This window comes from Aeromonas sp. 600527 (assembly GCF_049175415.1).
GTDB lineage: Bacteria > Pseudomonadota > Gammaproteobacteria > Enterobacterales > Aeromonadaceae > Aeromonas > Aeromonas veronii_A.
This window is the reverse complement of sequence record NZ_JAAKVA010000001.1, coordinates 696527-709542: the sequence shown is the minus strand read 5'-3', so window position 1 is coordinate 709542 and position 13016 is coordinate 696527. Positions and strand designations below refer to the sequence as shown.

General features: G+C 58.9%; 15 protein-coding genes. 12 read left to right on the top strand and 3 right to left on the bottom strand.

Going from position 1 to position 13016, the window contains the following annotated elements; all coding sequences use genetic code 11:
- Window positions 1–14 precede the first annotated feature (14 nt).
- Window positions 15–887 carry a U32 family peptidase gene (locus G5154_RS03035; protein ID WP_323935154.1) on the bottom strand — a complete coding sequence of 291 codons (873 nt, stop codon included), beginning with the start codon at window positions 885–887 and terminating at the stop codon, window positions 15–17.
- An 11-nt stretch (window positions 888–898) separates the two neighbouring features.
- Complete coding sequence (gene ubiU / locus G5154_RS03030) at window positions 899–1894, bottom strand: ubiquinone anaerobic biosynthesis protein UbiU (RefSeq protein ID WP_042080116.1); 996 nt, start codon at window positions 1892–1894, stop codon at window positions 899–901.
- Window positions 1895–2083: 189 nt separating this feature from the next.
- Between ubiU and ubiT the strand changes: the two genes are divergently transcribed.
- A complete protein-coding gene (gene ubiT / locus G5154_RS03025; RefSeq protein WP_101530750.1) occupies window positions 2084–2617 on the top strand; it encodes a ubiquinone anaerobic biosynthesis accessory factor UbiT in 534 nt (177 codons plus the stop codon).
- Here the strand turns inward: ubiT and G5154_RS03020 are convergent.
- Window positions 2570–2986: a hypothetical protein gene (locus tag G5154_RS03020; RefSeq protein WP_005359788.1), complete on the bottom strand. Its 417-nt coding sequence runs from the start codon at window positions 2984–2986 to the stop codon at window positions 2570–2572. The genes ubiT and G5154_RS03020 overlap by 48 nt on opposite strands.
- A gap of 187 nt (window positions 2987–3173) precedes the next feature.
- Here G5154_RS03020 and trmJ point away from each other — a divergent pair, with 187 nt between their 5' ends.
- The 11 genes from trmJ to ndk all read left to right on the top strand — a co-directional run bounded on the left by trmJ (window position 3174) and on the right by ndk (window position 12949).
- Window positions 3174–3896: a tRNA (cytosine(32)/uridine(32)-2'-O)-methyltransferase TrmJ gene (trmJ, locus tag G5154_RS03015; protein ID WP_407957894.1), complete on the top strand. Its 723-nt coding sequence runs from the start codon at window positions 3174–3176 to the stop codon at window positions 3894–3896.
- Window positions 3897–3988: 92 nt separating this feature from the next.
- Window positions 3989–4492: a Fe-S cluster assembly transcriptional regulator IscR gene (iscR, locus tag G5154_RS03010; RefSeq protein ID WP_026035025.1), complete on the top strand. Its 504-nt coding sequence runs from the start codon at window positions 3989–3991 to the stop codon at window positions 4490–4492.
- A 53-nt stretch (window positions 4493–4545) separates the two neighbouring features.
- Window positions 4546–5760, top strand: coding sequence for an IscS subfamily cysteine desulfurase (locus G5154_RS03005; protein WP_013723838.1), 1215 nt, complete (start codon window positions 4546–4548; stop codon window positions 5758–5760).
- 41 nt (window positions 5761–5801) lie between these two features.
- The gene (gene iscU / locus G5154_RS03000; RefSeq protein WP_005333813.1) at window positions 5802–6185 is read left to right on the top strand and encodes a Fe-S cluster assembly scaffold IscU; all 384 of its coding nucleotides are present in this window, start codon (window positions 5802–5804) and stop codon (window positions 6183–6185) included.
- A gap of 15 nt (window positions 6186–6200) precedes the next feature.
- Window positions 6201–6524 carry an iron-sulfur cluster assembly protein IscA gene (iscA, locus tag G5154_RS02995; protein WP_005333812.1) on the top strand — a complete coding sequence of 108 codons (324 nt, stop codon included), beginning with the start codon at window positions 6201–6203 and terminating at the stop codon, window positions 6522–6524.
- A 236-nt stretch (window positions 6525–6760) separates the two neighbouring features.
- Complete coding sequence (gene hscB, locus G5154_RS02990) at window positions 6761–7279, top strand: co-chaperone HscB (protein WP_042013204.1); 519 nt, start codon at window positions 6761–6763, stop codon at window positions 7277–7279.
- Between the two features lie 28 nt (window positions 7280–7307).
- The gene (gene hscA, locus G5154_RS02985; protein ID WP_005344848.1) at window positions 7308–9155 is read left to right on the top strand and encodes a Fe-S protein assembly chaperone HscA; all 1848 of its coding nucleotides are present in this window, start codon (window positions 7308–7310) and stop codon (window positions 9153–9155) included.
- Between the two features lies 1 nt (window position 9156).
- The gene (gene fdx / locus G5154_RS02980) at window positions 9157–9495 is read left to right on the top strand and encodes an ISC system 2Fe-2S type ferredoxin (RefSeq protein ID WP_042063440.1); all 339 of its coding nucleotides are present in this window, start codon (window positions 9157–9159) and stop codon (window positions 9493–9495) included.
- Window positions 9496–9668: 173 nt separating this feature from the next.
- A complete protein-coding gene (gene pepB, locus G5154_RS02975; RefSeq protein ID WP_421250294.1) occupies window positions 9669–10973 on the top strand; it encodes an aminopeptidase PepB in 1305 nt (434 codons plus the stop codon).
- Window positions 10970–12253 carry an aminopeptidase PepB gene (gene pepB / locus G5154_RS02970; protein ID WP_421250293.1) on the top strand — a complete coding sequence of 428 codons (1284 nt, stop codon included), beginning with the start codon at window positions 10970–10972 and terminating at the stop codon, window positions 12251–12253. Before pepB (G5154_RS02975) ends, pepB (G5154_RS02970) begins: the two co-directional genes overlap by 4 nt.
- 267 nt (window positions 12254–12520) lie before the next feature.
- The gene (gene ndk / locus G5154_RS02965; protein WP_005333805.1) at window positions 12521–12949 is read left to right on the top strand and encodes a nucleoside-diphosphate kinase; all 429 of its coding nucleotides are present in this window, start codon (window positions 12521–12523) and stop codon (window positions 12947–12949) included.
- Window positions 12950–13016 lie beyond the last annotated feature (67 nt).

Sequence of the window (13016 nt, the reverse complement as noted above, 5' to 3'; positions counted from 1 at the left end):
TTTTGCCCTTGGGCTTATTCCACCAGGCTCATGCCGGGGATCTGGCGCCAGTAGCCGTTGCAGTCACTTCCTTGCTGCAAGGAGAGGGGAGCCTGGCCCTGCCGGTTGACTTTGAAGCGGGCCAGCATCACCAGCGTCTCCATCCCTTGCGGCGAAAGCCTGACCACATCTACCAGACCTTCCATACCAGCCAGCTCGTTACCCAGGTTGTAGCAGTAACCGGACTGGGTCTGGATCCCGTTGAGATTGAACACCCGCTGCCCCTCGCGGCTGTTGGCCAGTCGTCCGGTGGGGTAGTTGATGCAGGCGAGCTCGCAGTTGTCTTTCGGTTTGTCAAGGGAGCGGGCGGTGAAGCAGCGCGCCGAGTAGGCGAGCGGCAGATGGCCGTAGGCAAACACCTCCACCTCAAATTGGTCGCGCAGGGGGCCCAGATCCTGATTGAGCTGGATCAGCCAGTCACGGGAGAGCTCCACCGGCATGACCCAGCGTTTCATCCCCTGTTTGAGCAACATGCGCAGCACATCGGCGTTATAGGCGTTGATGGCGGGACCACAGACGAAGGGGATCCCTGCCTCCCTGGCGAGTTGCACTGTACCGAGATCGTTGGCTTCGACCATAAGATCGCCATTGTCGACCAGTCGCTTCACCTCCTTGAGCTCGGAAGGGGCGGAGATAAGGGCGAGGGTCGAGAGCACCACCTGCTTGCCGGAGCTGGCCACCTGACGGGCCAGTGCAATCCAGTCATCGACTTTGAGTTCGCGCCGCTTGCTGCAGACTGTCTCCCCCAGATAGATGATGTCGGCCTGACTGTCGGCAGCGGCATGGTAAAAAGCTTCGGTATCGGCTTTGGGCCAGTAGAAGAGCAGAGGCCCGAGAGAAAATTGCATGGGTGGACTCCTTATTGCCACTGACGATGGTAGGCACCGAGGGTAGTCTGGCTACCTTCGGAGACGCGGGCGAGCTGGGCATCCCACTCAGCTTTAACCTGATAGGCCTCGGGATTGGCCTGATAGGCATCGATGGCTGCACGCCAGACCCGGGTCACTTGCTCCACATAGGCGGGGCTGCGCTGGCGCCCTTCAATCTTGACCGACTGGATCCCGGTCTTGAAGAGCTCGGGCAGGAGACCCAGGGTATTGAGACTGGTGGGCTCTTCCAGCGCGTGGTAGGTCTGGCCATCCACGTCGAAACGCCCCTTGCACAGGGTCGGATAGCCAGCATTTTCGCCCGGGCCATAGCGGTCGATCAGCACCTCGTTGAGCCGCGACTCGAGACCATTCGGGGTCTCTTCCCAACGGACGAACTTGGCCGGTGAGCAGGCGCCGACGGTGTTGGGACTCTCGCCAGTCATGTAGGAGGAGAGATAGCAGCGCCCCTCGGCCATGATGCAGAGGCTGCCAAAAGCGAATACCTCAAGGCCAACATCGGTCTCGCGGGCCAGCTGCTTGACCTGATGCATGGAGAGCACCCGGGGCAGCACCACCCGTGTGACATTGAATTGCTGCTGATAGAAGCGAATGGCGGCGGCATTGGTGGCGCTGGCCTGCACCGAGACATGGAGTTCCATCTCGGGGTAGTGGCGGCTGGCATATTCCAGCACGGCGAGATCGGCGATGATTAACGCATCGGCGCCGAGGGCCACCCCGCGATCAACCGCCTGTTTCCATCGAGTATCGGCCCCGGGATGGGCAAAGGTATTGATGGCAATATGCAGCTTGCGACCATGTTGATGCACATAATCTACCGCCTTCTCCAGTTTGCTGTCGGTAAAGTTGAGACCGGCAAAGTGGCGGGCATTGGTGTCATCCTTGAAACCGATATAAACGGCATCGGCCCCGTTATCCACGGCGGTTTTCAGTGCCGGCAAACTGCCTGCCGGACAGAGTAATTCCATTGGTACGCTCCGAGAGTGCATATGAAGGGCAAACGAGCCCTGATTGTATGCAGCCATGCACTCCCGCTTTTTGACCTGAGGCAGCTTTGTGTGGCTTTACCCTTCTTGAGGTAACCCTGCACAAGTTTGATTTCCAACAGGATCTTGACACTCTCCCTGTGTTTGAATGCGCAAAAAAGGGAGTCTATCGTGTTTCAACAACTGCAACGCCGCCTGGTCGAACAGGCTCCGCGCTTCTTGCGCCATCCCCTCAAGCTGGTTCCCTTCAATCTGCAAAAGCAGCTGATGGAGAGTTTGCTGGCCCGGGTTTTCAAAGAGGCTATCGAAGATGGCGATTTCGAGTTTCTGGCAGACAAGTGGCTGAAAGTCGAAGTCTCTGATCTGGAGCTGTGCTGGTTTATCAGTGAGCAGAATGGCCAGCTGGTGGTGGCTCGCGAGTGTGACAAGGCCGATGTCTGCTTCAGCGGTACCGCCAACGACCTGATCCTGATTGCCGGTCGCAAAGAGGATCCGGATTCGCTCTTTTTCCAGCGCAAGCTGAAGATAGAAGGGGATACCGAACTGGGCCTTGAGGTGAAAAACCTGATGGACAGTCTGGATCTCGATGGCTTGCCAAGCCTGATGAAGTATCCCCTGATGGATCTGGCGACGTTTATCGAACGGGCCCGTACCGCGTCAGCGCAGGCTCCGGTGCAGACGGCGCCGGGCGGGATCCCGTCTTAAGTGGACAATCACCCCATGGGCATGGCGACGATAATGGTGCCGTGCCCAGAGGCAACGACAGGCCCACAGACAGGGCACCAAGGCGATGAGTGCCGCAGGGGCGGGCAGCTGTGACATGGCTAGCCCCGCAGCCAGCCAGATGAAGGGCTGCGCTTCATACAGCCACTCCGGCTGTAGCCAGCGTTTGCTCGGAAAGATAATCAGATCGGTACGTCGGTAGCTGGAGCGCATCATCCAGGTCACCGCTCCGGCGATAAACAGTAAGGCTCCTGCAAACCAGAGCAGGGGCTGATCACTCAACGTAATAATGGCAATGGCTGCCAGCAGGTAGAGGCTGGGCAATCTCTCATAGATAAAGGGAGGAAGCATGGCGCGGTGTCTCCTGTGCCGTTTATCGGATATCCATCAAGTTTAGTCCCCCCCTCTCACTTCCCTCATGCTGGTTTGTTATACAAACGGGTGGTTTTGTTCTGAAATGGCTCGGCTTTTACGGTGCCAACATCGTGTTCTCTTATGTTACAATTGCGCGCCATTTTTGACTGAAGATTGACTGGGCATGTTGGATCAGATTCGTATCGTTTTGGTAAACACCTCTCATACCGGCAACATGGGGTCTGCGGCACGTGCCATGAAGACCATGGGGTTGACCCAGCTGGTATTGGTTGATCCGCAAGCCTTGCCGGATGACAATGCCTTCGCCCTGGCGGCTGGTGCCAGCGATGTGCTTGCCAATGCCCGTATCGTCCCGACACTGGATGACGCGATCGCCGATTGTGGTCTGGTGATTGGCACCAGCGCCCGCTCGCGAACCCTGAGCTGGCCTATGCTCGATCCCCGTGAGGCCGGCGAAAAGTCGGTGGTCGAGGGGATGCAGCACCCGGTTGCGCTGGTGTTTGGTCGTGAACGCACCGGTCTCACTAATGACGAGTTGCAAAAGTGCCACTACCACGTGGCCATTCCGGCCAATCCTGATTACAGCTCCCTCAATCTGGCCATGGCGGTGCAGACCCTCTGTTACGAAGTGCGGATGCGCTGGCTGCAGGGGCAGGCCGCCGAGCCTGAAGAGGAGATGGCCTATCCGAGTGCCGCCCAGCTGGAAGGGTTTTATCAGCACCTGGAACAAACCCTGATGAAGACCGGTTTTATTGCCGATGACCATCCGGGTCATGTGATGAGCAAGCTGCGTCGCCTGTTCAATCGAGCTCGGCCGGAAGCTGCTGAGCTCAACATTCTGCGCGGTATTCTGACCTCGGTGCAGAAAGCGCGCATACCGGATTAATCCGACTGATTTACTCAACCATATACTTGACTGATTTGGTCGGGTATGTGACCATGTGCCCCATTAAATTGCTTCGCAAGACGGTAAGGCACATGAGACTGACTTCAAAAGGACGTTACGCTGTAACCGCCATGCTCGACGTGGCGCTGCATGCAGAGCAGGGGCCCGTCCCCCTTGCCGATATTTCCGAGCGCCAGGGCATCTCGTTGTCCTATCTCGAGCAGCTCTTTGCCCGCCTGCGCAAACATGGTCTGGTGAGCAGCGTGCGTGGCCCAGGCGGTGGTTATCGCCTCGGGTTGGCCCCAGGCGAGATTTCGGTTGGTCAGGTGATCACCGCGGTCGATGAGTCGGTCGATGCCACCAAGTGCCTCGGCAAGGGCGGCTGCCACGGTGGTACCCAGTGTCTGACTCACTCCCTGTGGCGCGACCTGAGTGAGCGGATCTCCAGCTTCCTCGGGGATATCACGCTGGCCGAGCTGGTACGCCAGGCCGATGTGCGCCGCATTGCCGGCAAGCAAGATGAACAAATGAAGACCGTGTTGTCCCTGGTTGATCGGGCAGAACACGGCGATGTGAGCTTGAAAGTCCAACTATAAACGTGCTTTCCACAGCGGGACTCTGTATGACCCGGACTGTGACGGAGAAAAACATGAAACTGCCTATTTACCTTGATTATTCGGCAACCTGTCCGGTGGACCCGCGTGTCGCAGAAAAAATGATGCAGTGTCTCACCATGGATGGCCTGTTCGGCAATCCGGCTTCCCGTTCTCACCGCTTTGGCTGGCAAGCCGAAGAGGCGGTGGATCTGGCCCGTAATCAAGTGGCAGATCTGATCGGTGCCGATCCCCGCGAGATCGTCTTCACTTCCGGTGCGACCGAATCCAATAACCTGGCCATCAAGGGTGTTGCCCACTTCTATGCCAGCAAGGGCAAGCACATCATCACCTCCAAGACCGAACACAAGGCGGTGCTCGATACCTGTCGCCAGCTGGAGCGTGAAGGGTTCGAGGTGACCTATCTTGAGCCGATGCCCAACGGCCTGTTCACTATCGAGATGATCGAGAATGCCATGCGTGATGACACCATCTTGGTCAGCATCATGCATGTGAACAACGAAATCGGTGTGGTTCAGAACATTGCCGCCATCGGCGAGTTGTGCCGTTCCCGCAAGATCCTGCTGCACGTGGATGCCGTTCAGAGTGTGGGCAAGATCCCGGTAGATGTGGAAGCACTGAAAGTGGATCTGCTCTCCGTCTCAGCACACAAGGTGTATGGTCCGAAAGGGATCGGTGCGCTGTTTGTTCGCCGCAAACCCCGCGTTCGTCTGGAAGCCCAGATGCATGGCGGTGGCCACGAGCGCGGCATGCGTTCCGGTACTCTGCCGACCCACCAGATCGTCGGGATGGGCGAAGCTTTCCGCATCGCCAAAGAAGAGATGGTGAGTGAAGGCGAGCGTATCTTGGCACTGCGCCAGCGTCTGTGGAATGGCATCAAGGATATTGAAGCCGTCTACATCAATGGCGATCTTGAGCAGCGTGTTCCGGGCAACCTCAACGTCAGCTTTGCCTATGTGGAAGGGGAATCCCTCATCATGGCGCTGAAAGATTTGGCGGTCTCTTCCGGTTCGGCCTGTACCTCCGCCAGCCTGGAACCTTCCTATGTGCTGCGCGCACTGGGCCTGAACGACGAGCTGGCACACAGCTCCATCCGTTTCAGCATGGGTCGCTTCACCACCGAGGAAGAGATTGACTACGCGGTCAAGCTTATTCGTGACTCCATCGGTCGTCTGCGTGAGATGTCCCCTCTGTGGGAGATGTACAAAGACGGCGTCGATCTGAACACGGTCGAATGGGCTCATCACTGATCTATTTGGTTAGTGAGCAACAGAATTAGCAGGAGTGAGATATGGCTTACAGTGAAAAAGTAATCGACCACTACGAGAATCCTCGCAACGTCGGTGGTTTCGACAAGAATGATCCCAGCGTTGCAACCGGCATGGTCGGTGCGCCCGCCTGTGGCGACGTGATGAAGCTGCAACTGAAGATCAGCGACGAAGGCATCATCGAAGATGCCAAGTTCAAGACCTACGGCTGCGGTTCCGCCATCGCCTCCAGCTCCCTGGTAACCGAATGGGTCAAGGGCAAGACCCTGGACGAAGCGGCTGGCATCAAGAACACAGATATCGCTGAAGAGTTGGCCCTGCCACCGGTGAAGATCCACTGCTCCATTCTGGCTGAGGACGCCATCAAGGCCGCCATCGCCGATTACAAGCAGAAGAAAGGTCTCTAAGCGCCGGAGAGCAGTATGGCTATTACCATGACAGATGCCGCCGCGGCACGGGTTTCCTCTTTTCTGGCTAACCGGGGCAAGGGCATTGGCCTGCGCCTCGGCGTCAAAACCACAGGCTGCTCCGGTCTTGCCTACGTGCTTGAGTTCGTTGATGAACTGACCGATGAGGATCAGGTGTTCGAGCAGCAGGGCGTCAAGATTATTGTTGATGCCAAGAGCCTGATCCATCTGGATGGCACCGAGCTGGATTTCGTCAAGGAGGGCCTCAACGAGGGCTTCCAGTTCAACAATCCCAATGCCAAAGGCGAGTGTGGTTGTGGCGAAAGCTTCAGTGTCTGAGATGTTTGACGTGAATGATCTTTCGTCTGTTGTTGAACGGGTCAGATATGCGTAGTTCAACAATACCTTCTCATGCGCCAAAGGCGAGTGTGGTTGCGGCGAAAGCTTCAGTGTCTGAGATGTTTGACGTCAATGATCCTTCGTCTGTGGTTGAGCGGGTCGCCCATGACCCGTTCAACCACATCTCATTTGCCAGGGGCGAGTGAGGTTGTGGCGAACGTTTCCAAGAGGTTTGCATGAATCATTTCGAGCTGTTTGGGCTGGTTGAAGGCTTCGAGCTCGATACCCGTCAGTTGGCTGATACCTACCGCCAGCTGCAAACCCAATTCCATCCTGATCGTTTTGCCACCGCCCCCGAACGGGAGCAGCTGGCTGCGGTGCAACGTGCCGCCCAGATCAACGAAGCATTCACCACCCTCAAGGCGCCGCTACGCCGTGCAGAATATCTGCTCTCCCTGCGTGGCACTGATATCCGTGGTGAACAGCAGACCCTGCAAGATACCGCATTTCTGATGCAGCAGCTGGAGTGGCGCGAGCGTCTGGCCGATCTGAAAGATGACGCCGACCCTGAGCGCGCCATCAAGGATTTTCGCAGTGAGATCAGGCATGATCACCAGATGTTGATGCAGCAGCTGACCGAGTCTCTTGCCGCCGGTAAAGATCTTGTTGCCGCTGATTGCGTTCGCAAACTCAAGTTTGTCGACAAGCTCCTTGAAGAGCTGGAACGATTCGAAGACTCGCTTCTCGAGTCTTGATCCTTTAACGCTGGAAGTTTCATTACCCATGGCATTACTGCAAATCGCCGAACCCGGCCAGAGCGCTGTTCCTCATCAGCACAAACGTGCCGTCGGCATCGATCTCGGCACCACCAACTCTCTCGTCGCTGCGGTTCGCAGCGGTCACGCCGATACCCTTTGCGATGAGCAAGGGCGCGACCTGCTCCCGTCGGTGGTGCACTATCAAAGCGACGCTATTCGAGTCGGAATTGATGCCAAGCGCGAAGCGGCACTCGATCCTCACAACACCATCGTCTCGGTCAAACGGATGATGGGCAAGGCGCTGGCCGATATCGATACCCGCCAGCAGCCTTACCAGTTTGTTGCCGCCGACAATGGCATGCCGCAACTGCAAACCCGTCAGGGGCTGGTCAATCCGGTGCAGGTCTCGGCCGAAATTCTCAAAAAGCTGGCCGAGCGTGGCGCCCAGACTCTCGGGGGCGATCTCGATGGCGTGGTCATTACCGTGCCGGCCTATTTCGATGATGCCCAGCGTCAGGGCACCAAGGATGCCGCCCGTCTGGCTGGTCTGCACGTGCTGCGCCTGCTCAACGAGCCGACTGCGGCCGCGATTGCCTATGGCCTTGACTCCGGTCAGGAAGGGGTGATCGCGGTTTACGATCTGGGGGGCGGTACCTTCGATATCTCTATCCTGCGTCTGCATCGCGGTGTGTTTGAAGTGATGGCGACCGGCGGTGATTCCGCCCTCGGCGGTGATGACTTCGATCACCTGCTGGCGGACTGGATCAAGGAACAGGCGGGCCTCACCGGTGAGCTGGATGCCCATCTGCAGCGCGAGCTGCTGGATGTGGCCGCTGCCGTCAAGCACGGTCTGACCGATGCCGAGCAGGTGGCGTGCACCTTTGCGGGCTGGCAGGGTTCAGTGAGCCGTAGCCAGTTTGATGAGCTCATCACCCCGCTGGTGAAACGGACCTTGCTGGCTTGTCGCCGCGCCCTGCGCGATGCGGGCCTTGAGCAGGTGGAAGTGCTGGAAGTGGTGATGGTTGGTGGCTCCACCAGGGTGCCGCTGGTGCGCGAACTGGTGGGCGAGTTCTTCCAGCGCACGCCGTTGACCAGCATCGATCCGGACAAGGTGGTCGCCATCGGCGCCGCCATCCAGGCCGATATTCTGGTGGGCAACAAGCCCGATGCCGAGATGCTGTTGCTGGACGTTATCCCCCTGTCGCTGGGTCTGGAGACCATGGGTGGCCTCGCCGAGAAGGTGATCCCGCGCAACACCACCATTCCGGTTGCCCGCGCCCAGGAGTTCACCACCTTCAAGGATGGTCAGACCGCCATGGCCATTCACGTGGTACAGGGTGAGCGCGAGTTGGTCGCCGATTGCCGCTCCCTGGCACGCTTTACCCTGACCGGTATTCCGCCGATGGCCGCCGGTGCCGCCCATATTCGCGTCACCTTCCAGGTGGATGCGGATGGTCTGCTCTCGGTGAGCGCCATGGAGAAATCCTCCGGCGTGCAGGCCGAGATCCAGGTCAAGCCCTCTTACGGGCTGGCGGAGCAGGATATCCTCAACATGCTGAGTGCCTCCATCGAGAACGCCCAGCAGGATATGGATGCCCGCATGCTGGCCGAGCAGCAGGTTGAAGCCGATCGGGTGGTCGAGAGTCTCAATGCGGCGCTTGCCGCCGATGGTGATGCCCTGCTCAATGCAGCCGAGCGTGCCGAGATTGATGCCGCCATCGCCCATCTGCTGATCATGCGCAACAGCGGCGCAACCCATCAAATCAAAGAAGCCATTGAGGCAGCCGATGCTGTCAGTGGCGAGTTTGCAGCCCGCCGGATGGATGCTTCCATCCGCAAGGTGCTGACCGGACAAAACGTCAACAAGGTGTAATATGCCAAAACTGATCATTCTTCCTCATCCCTTACTCTGTCCGGATGGCGCCGCCCTCGAGGGGCAAAGCGGCGAGACCATTCTGGATGTGGCGCTGCGCAATGGTATCGAAATCGAGCATGCCTGCGAGAAATCCTGTGCCTGCACTACCTGCCACTGCGTGGTGCGCGAGGGCTTTGACTCGCTCGAGCCAAGCGACGAGCTGGAAGACGACATGCTGGACAAGGCGTGGGGGTTGGAGCCGGAATCCCGTCTCAGCTGCCAGGCAAAACTGGCGGACGAGGATCTGGTGGTGGAATTGCCCAAGTACACCCTGAACCTTGCCTCTGAACGCCATTAATTACACATGAGTGAATTGCACGTGCAGCATCCTGTGGTGCTTCAGTGATATGGTGGAAGGCCGTGACCCTCGGGGGCACGGCCTTTTTTGTATTCGTTATTCTCTCTTTGCTAATAAGCTCTTTCCCATAAAGAGTGCTTATACATAGTGCCAGTAAAAAGGAAGCAAACACGATGGCTGACATGATGAAGGTAGCGTTATCCACCCAGGCTGCGGCTACCTATTGGGGCGAGGGCGCCCAGCTCAGTTTCAATGGCGACGAGGCACTGATCCATCTCGGTGCCGCCGGTCAGGAGAAGGATGTCCTGCGCACCGTTCAGCGCGCTGCCCGTCGCCTCGAATCGAGCGGGATCAAGCGGGTGACGCTGGCTGGAGAGGGGTGGGATCTGGAGCGTCGCTACGCGTTCGCCCAGGGGTTCTACGCCGCCAAGGGAGCCCGTGAACTGGATTTCGGCCAGCAGAGCGACGCGGACGCCCGTGAACTGAATGCGCTGCTCAAGGCTGCTCGCTGGGTACGTGACATCACCAATGGCTGTCCGGAAGAGATCTACCCCATGAGTCTGGCGGAATCGGCCCTGTTGCTTATTCGTGGTCTGGCCGGGGATCAGGTTACTGCCCGCATCACCGCCGGTGAAGCGCTACGTGAGTCTGGCCATATCGGGATCTGGTCGGTTGGCCGTGGCAGCGAGCGCGAGCCTGTGCTGCTGGAGCTAGACTACAACCCGACCGGTGATCGCCATGCGCCCGTGGTGGCGGCGCTGGTGGGCAAGGGGATCACTTTTGATTCTGGCGGCTACTCCATGAAGTCCTCTGACAACATGCTGCCGATGAAGTCCGACATGGGCGGCGCCGCCATGGTCACCGGCGCGCTGGCGCTGGCCATCAGCCGCGGTTTGAACCAGCGGGTGAAGCTCATTCTCTGCTGCGCCGAGAACCTGGTCTCCGGCCACGCTTTCAAGCTGGGCGACATCCTTACCTACAAAAACGGCATTTCGGTCGAGATCCAGAACACCGATGCGGAAGGGCGTCTGGTGCTGGCCGATGGCCTGATGGCGGCCTCCGACAGCGGTGCAGCTTTTATCCTTGACGCAGCCACCCTGACCGGCGCCGCCAAGATGGCGCTGGGGCGCGACTACAATGCGGTGTTTGCCCTCGATGAGACCGAGCAGCAGCGCGCACTGGCCGCCGCCAAGGTGGAAAACGAGCAGGCGTGGGCGCTGCCGCTGGAGCCCTGGCATGCCAGCCAGCTCACCTCGGCCTTTGCCGATCTGGGCAACGTCGCCTCAGCCGAAGGCACGGCCGGTGCCACCACGGCTGCTGCGTTCCTTTCCCGTTTCGTACGTGATGAGGGCAAGGGTTGGGTGCACCTGGATCTGGCGGCCTCTTATCAGAAATCGGGTAACGATCTCTGGGCAACCGGCGCCAAGGGGCACGGTCTGCGCACCATCGCCCGCTGGCTGCAGGAGGTGACCGCATGAATGTCTGGTTAAGTCGTGAATTTGCACCGGCCGAGTGGGGGGAGGGGGCGCTGCTCTCTCACCGTGCCGACGGCATGGTGATCCATCTGGTGACGGCCAATCCGCTGCTCGATATCCAGCAGGCGGCCCGTCGCCTCTGCCAGCAAGGGATCCAGAAAGTGACCCTGGCTGGTCATTGGGAGCGTGAACAGCAGTGGGCATTTGCACAAGGGCTGCAAACCCCCAAGGCGGAGGTGCAACTGCAGTGGGCCATGTCCTCGGAAGAGGACCGAGAGGAGCTGGAAGCGCGCTGGCTCTGTGGCCGCTGGGTGCGCGAGATGACCAATGCCACCCCGGAGCAGTTGGGCCCGCTGGAGCTGGCGGTGGAAGCGGCCTCCTTTATTACCGAGCTGGCGCCGGACAAGGTGAGTCATCGCATTTTGAAAGGCGAAGCGCTGCAACAGGCGGGCTGGGTCGGCCTCTATCAGGTGGGCCGCGGCAGTGCGCGCGAACCGGTATTGCTGGAGCTCGACTTCAACCCGGGACGTGACCCCAAGGCGCCGGTAGCGGCAGCGCTGGTGGGCAAGGGGATCACCTTTGACTCCGGCGGCTACTCCATGAAGAGCTCCGAGGGGATGCTCACCATGAAGTGCGACATGGGGGGCGCGGCGATTGTCACCGGTGCACTGGCGCTGGCCATGCTGCGCGGGCTCGACAAGCGGGTGAAGCTGATCCTCTGCTGCGCCGAGAACCTAGTCTCCGGCCACGCCTACAAGCTGGGCGACATCCTCACCTACAAGAACGGCACCACGGTCGAGATTGTGAATACCGATGCCGAGGGGCGGCTGGTGCTGGCCGACGGCCTGCAACTGGCGAGCGAGTCCGGCGCACCGCTGATCATCGATGCCGCGACCCTGACCGGCGCAGCCGTGATGGCGCTGGGTGGGCGCTACAATGCTCTGTTAGGCCTCGACAAAGGGTTGGTAAGCCGGGCCATGACCTATGCCGATGCTGAGCATGAGCCTGCCTGGCCGCTGCCGCTGGAGCCCTGGCACCGCCAGCAGTGCCCCTCCCATTACGCCGACACGGCCAACAGCCGTCCGGTGAAGGGGGGCGGGCCGGGTGGCGCCTCCAACGCTGCGGGTTTCCTCTCCCGTTTCGTTGCCAACGAAGGGATGGGCTGGTTGCATATCGATCTGGCCGCCTGCTTCAGTGACAACGGCGATGCCCTCTGGGCGCCGGGGGCCAATACCCTGGGGATGCGCACCATAGCGCGGGCCCTGCTGGCGGAAGCCAAATAGGCGAGACAAGGCACCTTCGGGTGCCTTTTTCATGCTGTTCGAATTGTGAACAAAAGATGGGGTTTTGGCGGCTTAAGGTAACTATCGTGCGCAAGCGCACATATTTTCCGGCTCTGCTCGGTCAAGATGAGTGTGGATGTTGATTGCAAGGGAGTGATGTTTAATAAAAAGTTGCTCGTTTGTGTGTTTTTCCGGTTTTTGTTTACGTATAATCGCCAGCGAACATGGATTCTAACAATAAAACTCTGTAGTTAAGGAAAGATATCAATGGCCATCGAACGTACCTTCTCTATCGTTAAACCGGATGCTGTCAGCAAGAACCTGATCGGTGCCATCTATAGCCGTTTCGAAAGCGCAGGCTTGAAAGTGGTGGCATCCAAAATGCTGCACATGAGCAGTGAACAGGCTGCCGGTTTCTATGCCGAGCATCAGGGCAAGCCTTTTTATGACAATCTGGTCAGCTTCATGACCTCTGGCCCTGTCATGGTGCAGGTGCTGGAAGGGGAAGACGCCATCCGTCGCAATCGCGAGATCATGGGGGCTACCAACCCGAAAGAGGCGCTGGCTGGTACCTTGCGTGCCTGTTATGCCGAGAGCATCGATCGCAACGCAGTGCATGGCTCCGATGCACCGGCATCCGCAGCCCGCGAAATTGCCTACTTCTTCTCTGACAACGAGATCTGCCCGCGCGGCTGATTTTTGTGGATGATGACCCAAGGGAGCCTCGGCTCCCTTTGTTGTTTTCGCCGTTTACGCAATATCC

Bases quoted from the DNA above. Each gene is read 5' to 3' on its own strand.
- trmJ (WP_407957894.1), top strand. From the start codon at position 3,174: ATGTTGGATCAGATTCGTATCGTTTTGGTAAACACCTCTCATACCGGC.
- fdx (WP_042063440.1), top strand. From the start codon at position 9,157: ATGCCAAAACTGATCATTCTTCCTCATCCCTTACTCTGTCCGGATGGC.
- pepB (WP_421250294.1), top strand. From the start codon at position 9,669: ATGGCTGACATGATGAAGGTAGCGTTATCCACCCAGGCTGCGGCTACC.
- iscU (WP_005333813.1), top strand. From the start codon at position 5,802: ATGGCTTACAGTGAAAAAGTAATCGACCACTACGAGAATCCTCGCAAC.
- hscA (WP_005344848.1), top strand. From the start codon at position 7,308: ATGGCATTACTGCAAATCGCCGAACCCGGCCAGAGCGCTGTTCCTCAT.
- iscA (WP_005333812.1), top strand. From the start codon at position 6,201: ATGGCTATTACCATGACAGATGCCGCCGCGGCACGGGTTTCCTCTTTT.
- iscR (WP_026035025.1), top strand. From the start codon at position 3,989: ATGAGACTGACTTCAAAAGGACGTTACGCTGTAACCGCCATGCTCGAC.
- hscB (WP_042013204.1), top strand. From the start codon at position 6,761: ATGAATCATTTCGAGCTGTTTGGGCTGGTTGAAGGCTTCGAGCTCGAT.
- pepB (WP_421250293.1), top strand. From the start codon at position 10,970: ATGAATGTCTGGTTAAGTCGTGAATTTGCACCGGCCGAGTGGGGGGAG.
- ubiU (WP_042080116.1), bottom strand. From the start codon at position 1,894: ATGGAATTACTCTGTCCGGCAGGCAGTTTGCCGGCACTGAAAACCGCC.
- G5154_RS03005 (WP_013723838.1), top strand. From the start codon at position 4,546: ATGAAACTGCCTATTTACCTTGATTATTCGGCAACCTGTCCGGTGGAC.
- ndk (WP_005333805.1), top strand. From the start codon at position 12,521: ATGGCCATCGAACGTACCTTCTCTATCGTTAAACCGGATGCTGTCAGC.
- G5154_RS03020 (WP_005359788.1), bottom strand. From the start codon at position 2,986: ATGCTTCCTCCCTTTATCTATGAGAGATTGCCCAGCCTCTACCTGCTG.
- G5154_RS03035 (WP_323935154.1), bottom strand. From the start codon at position 887: ATGCAATTTTCTCTCGGGCCTCTGCTCTTCTACTGGCCCAAAGCCGAT.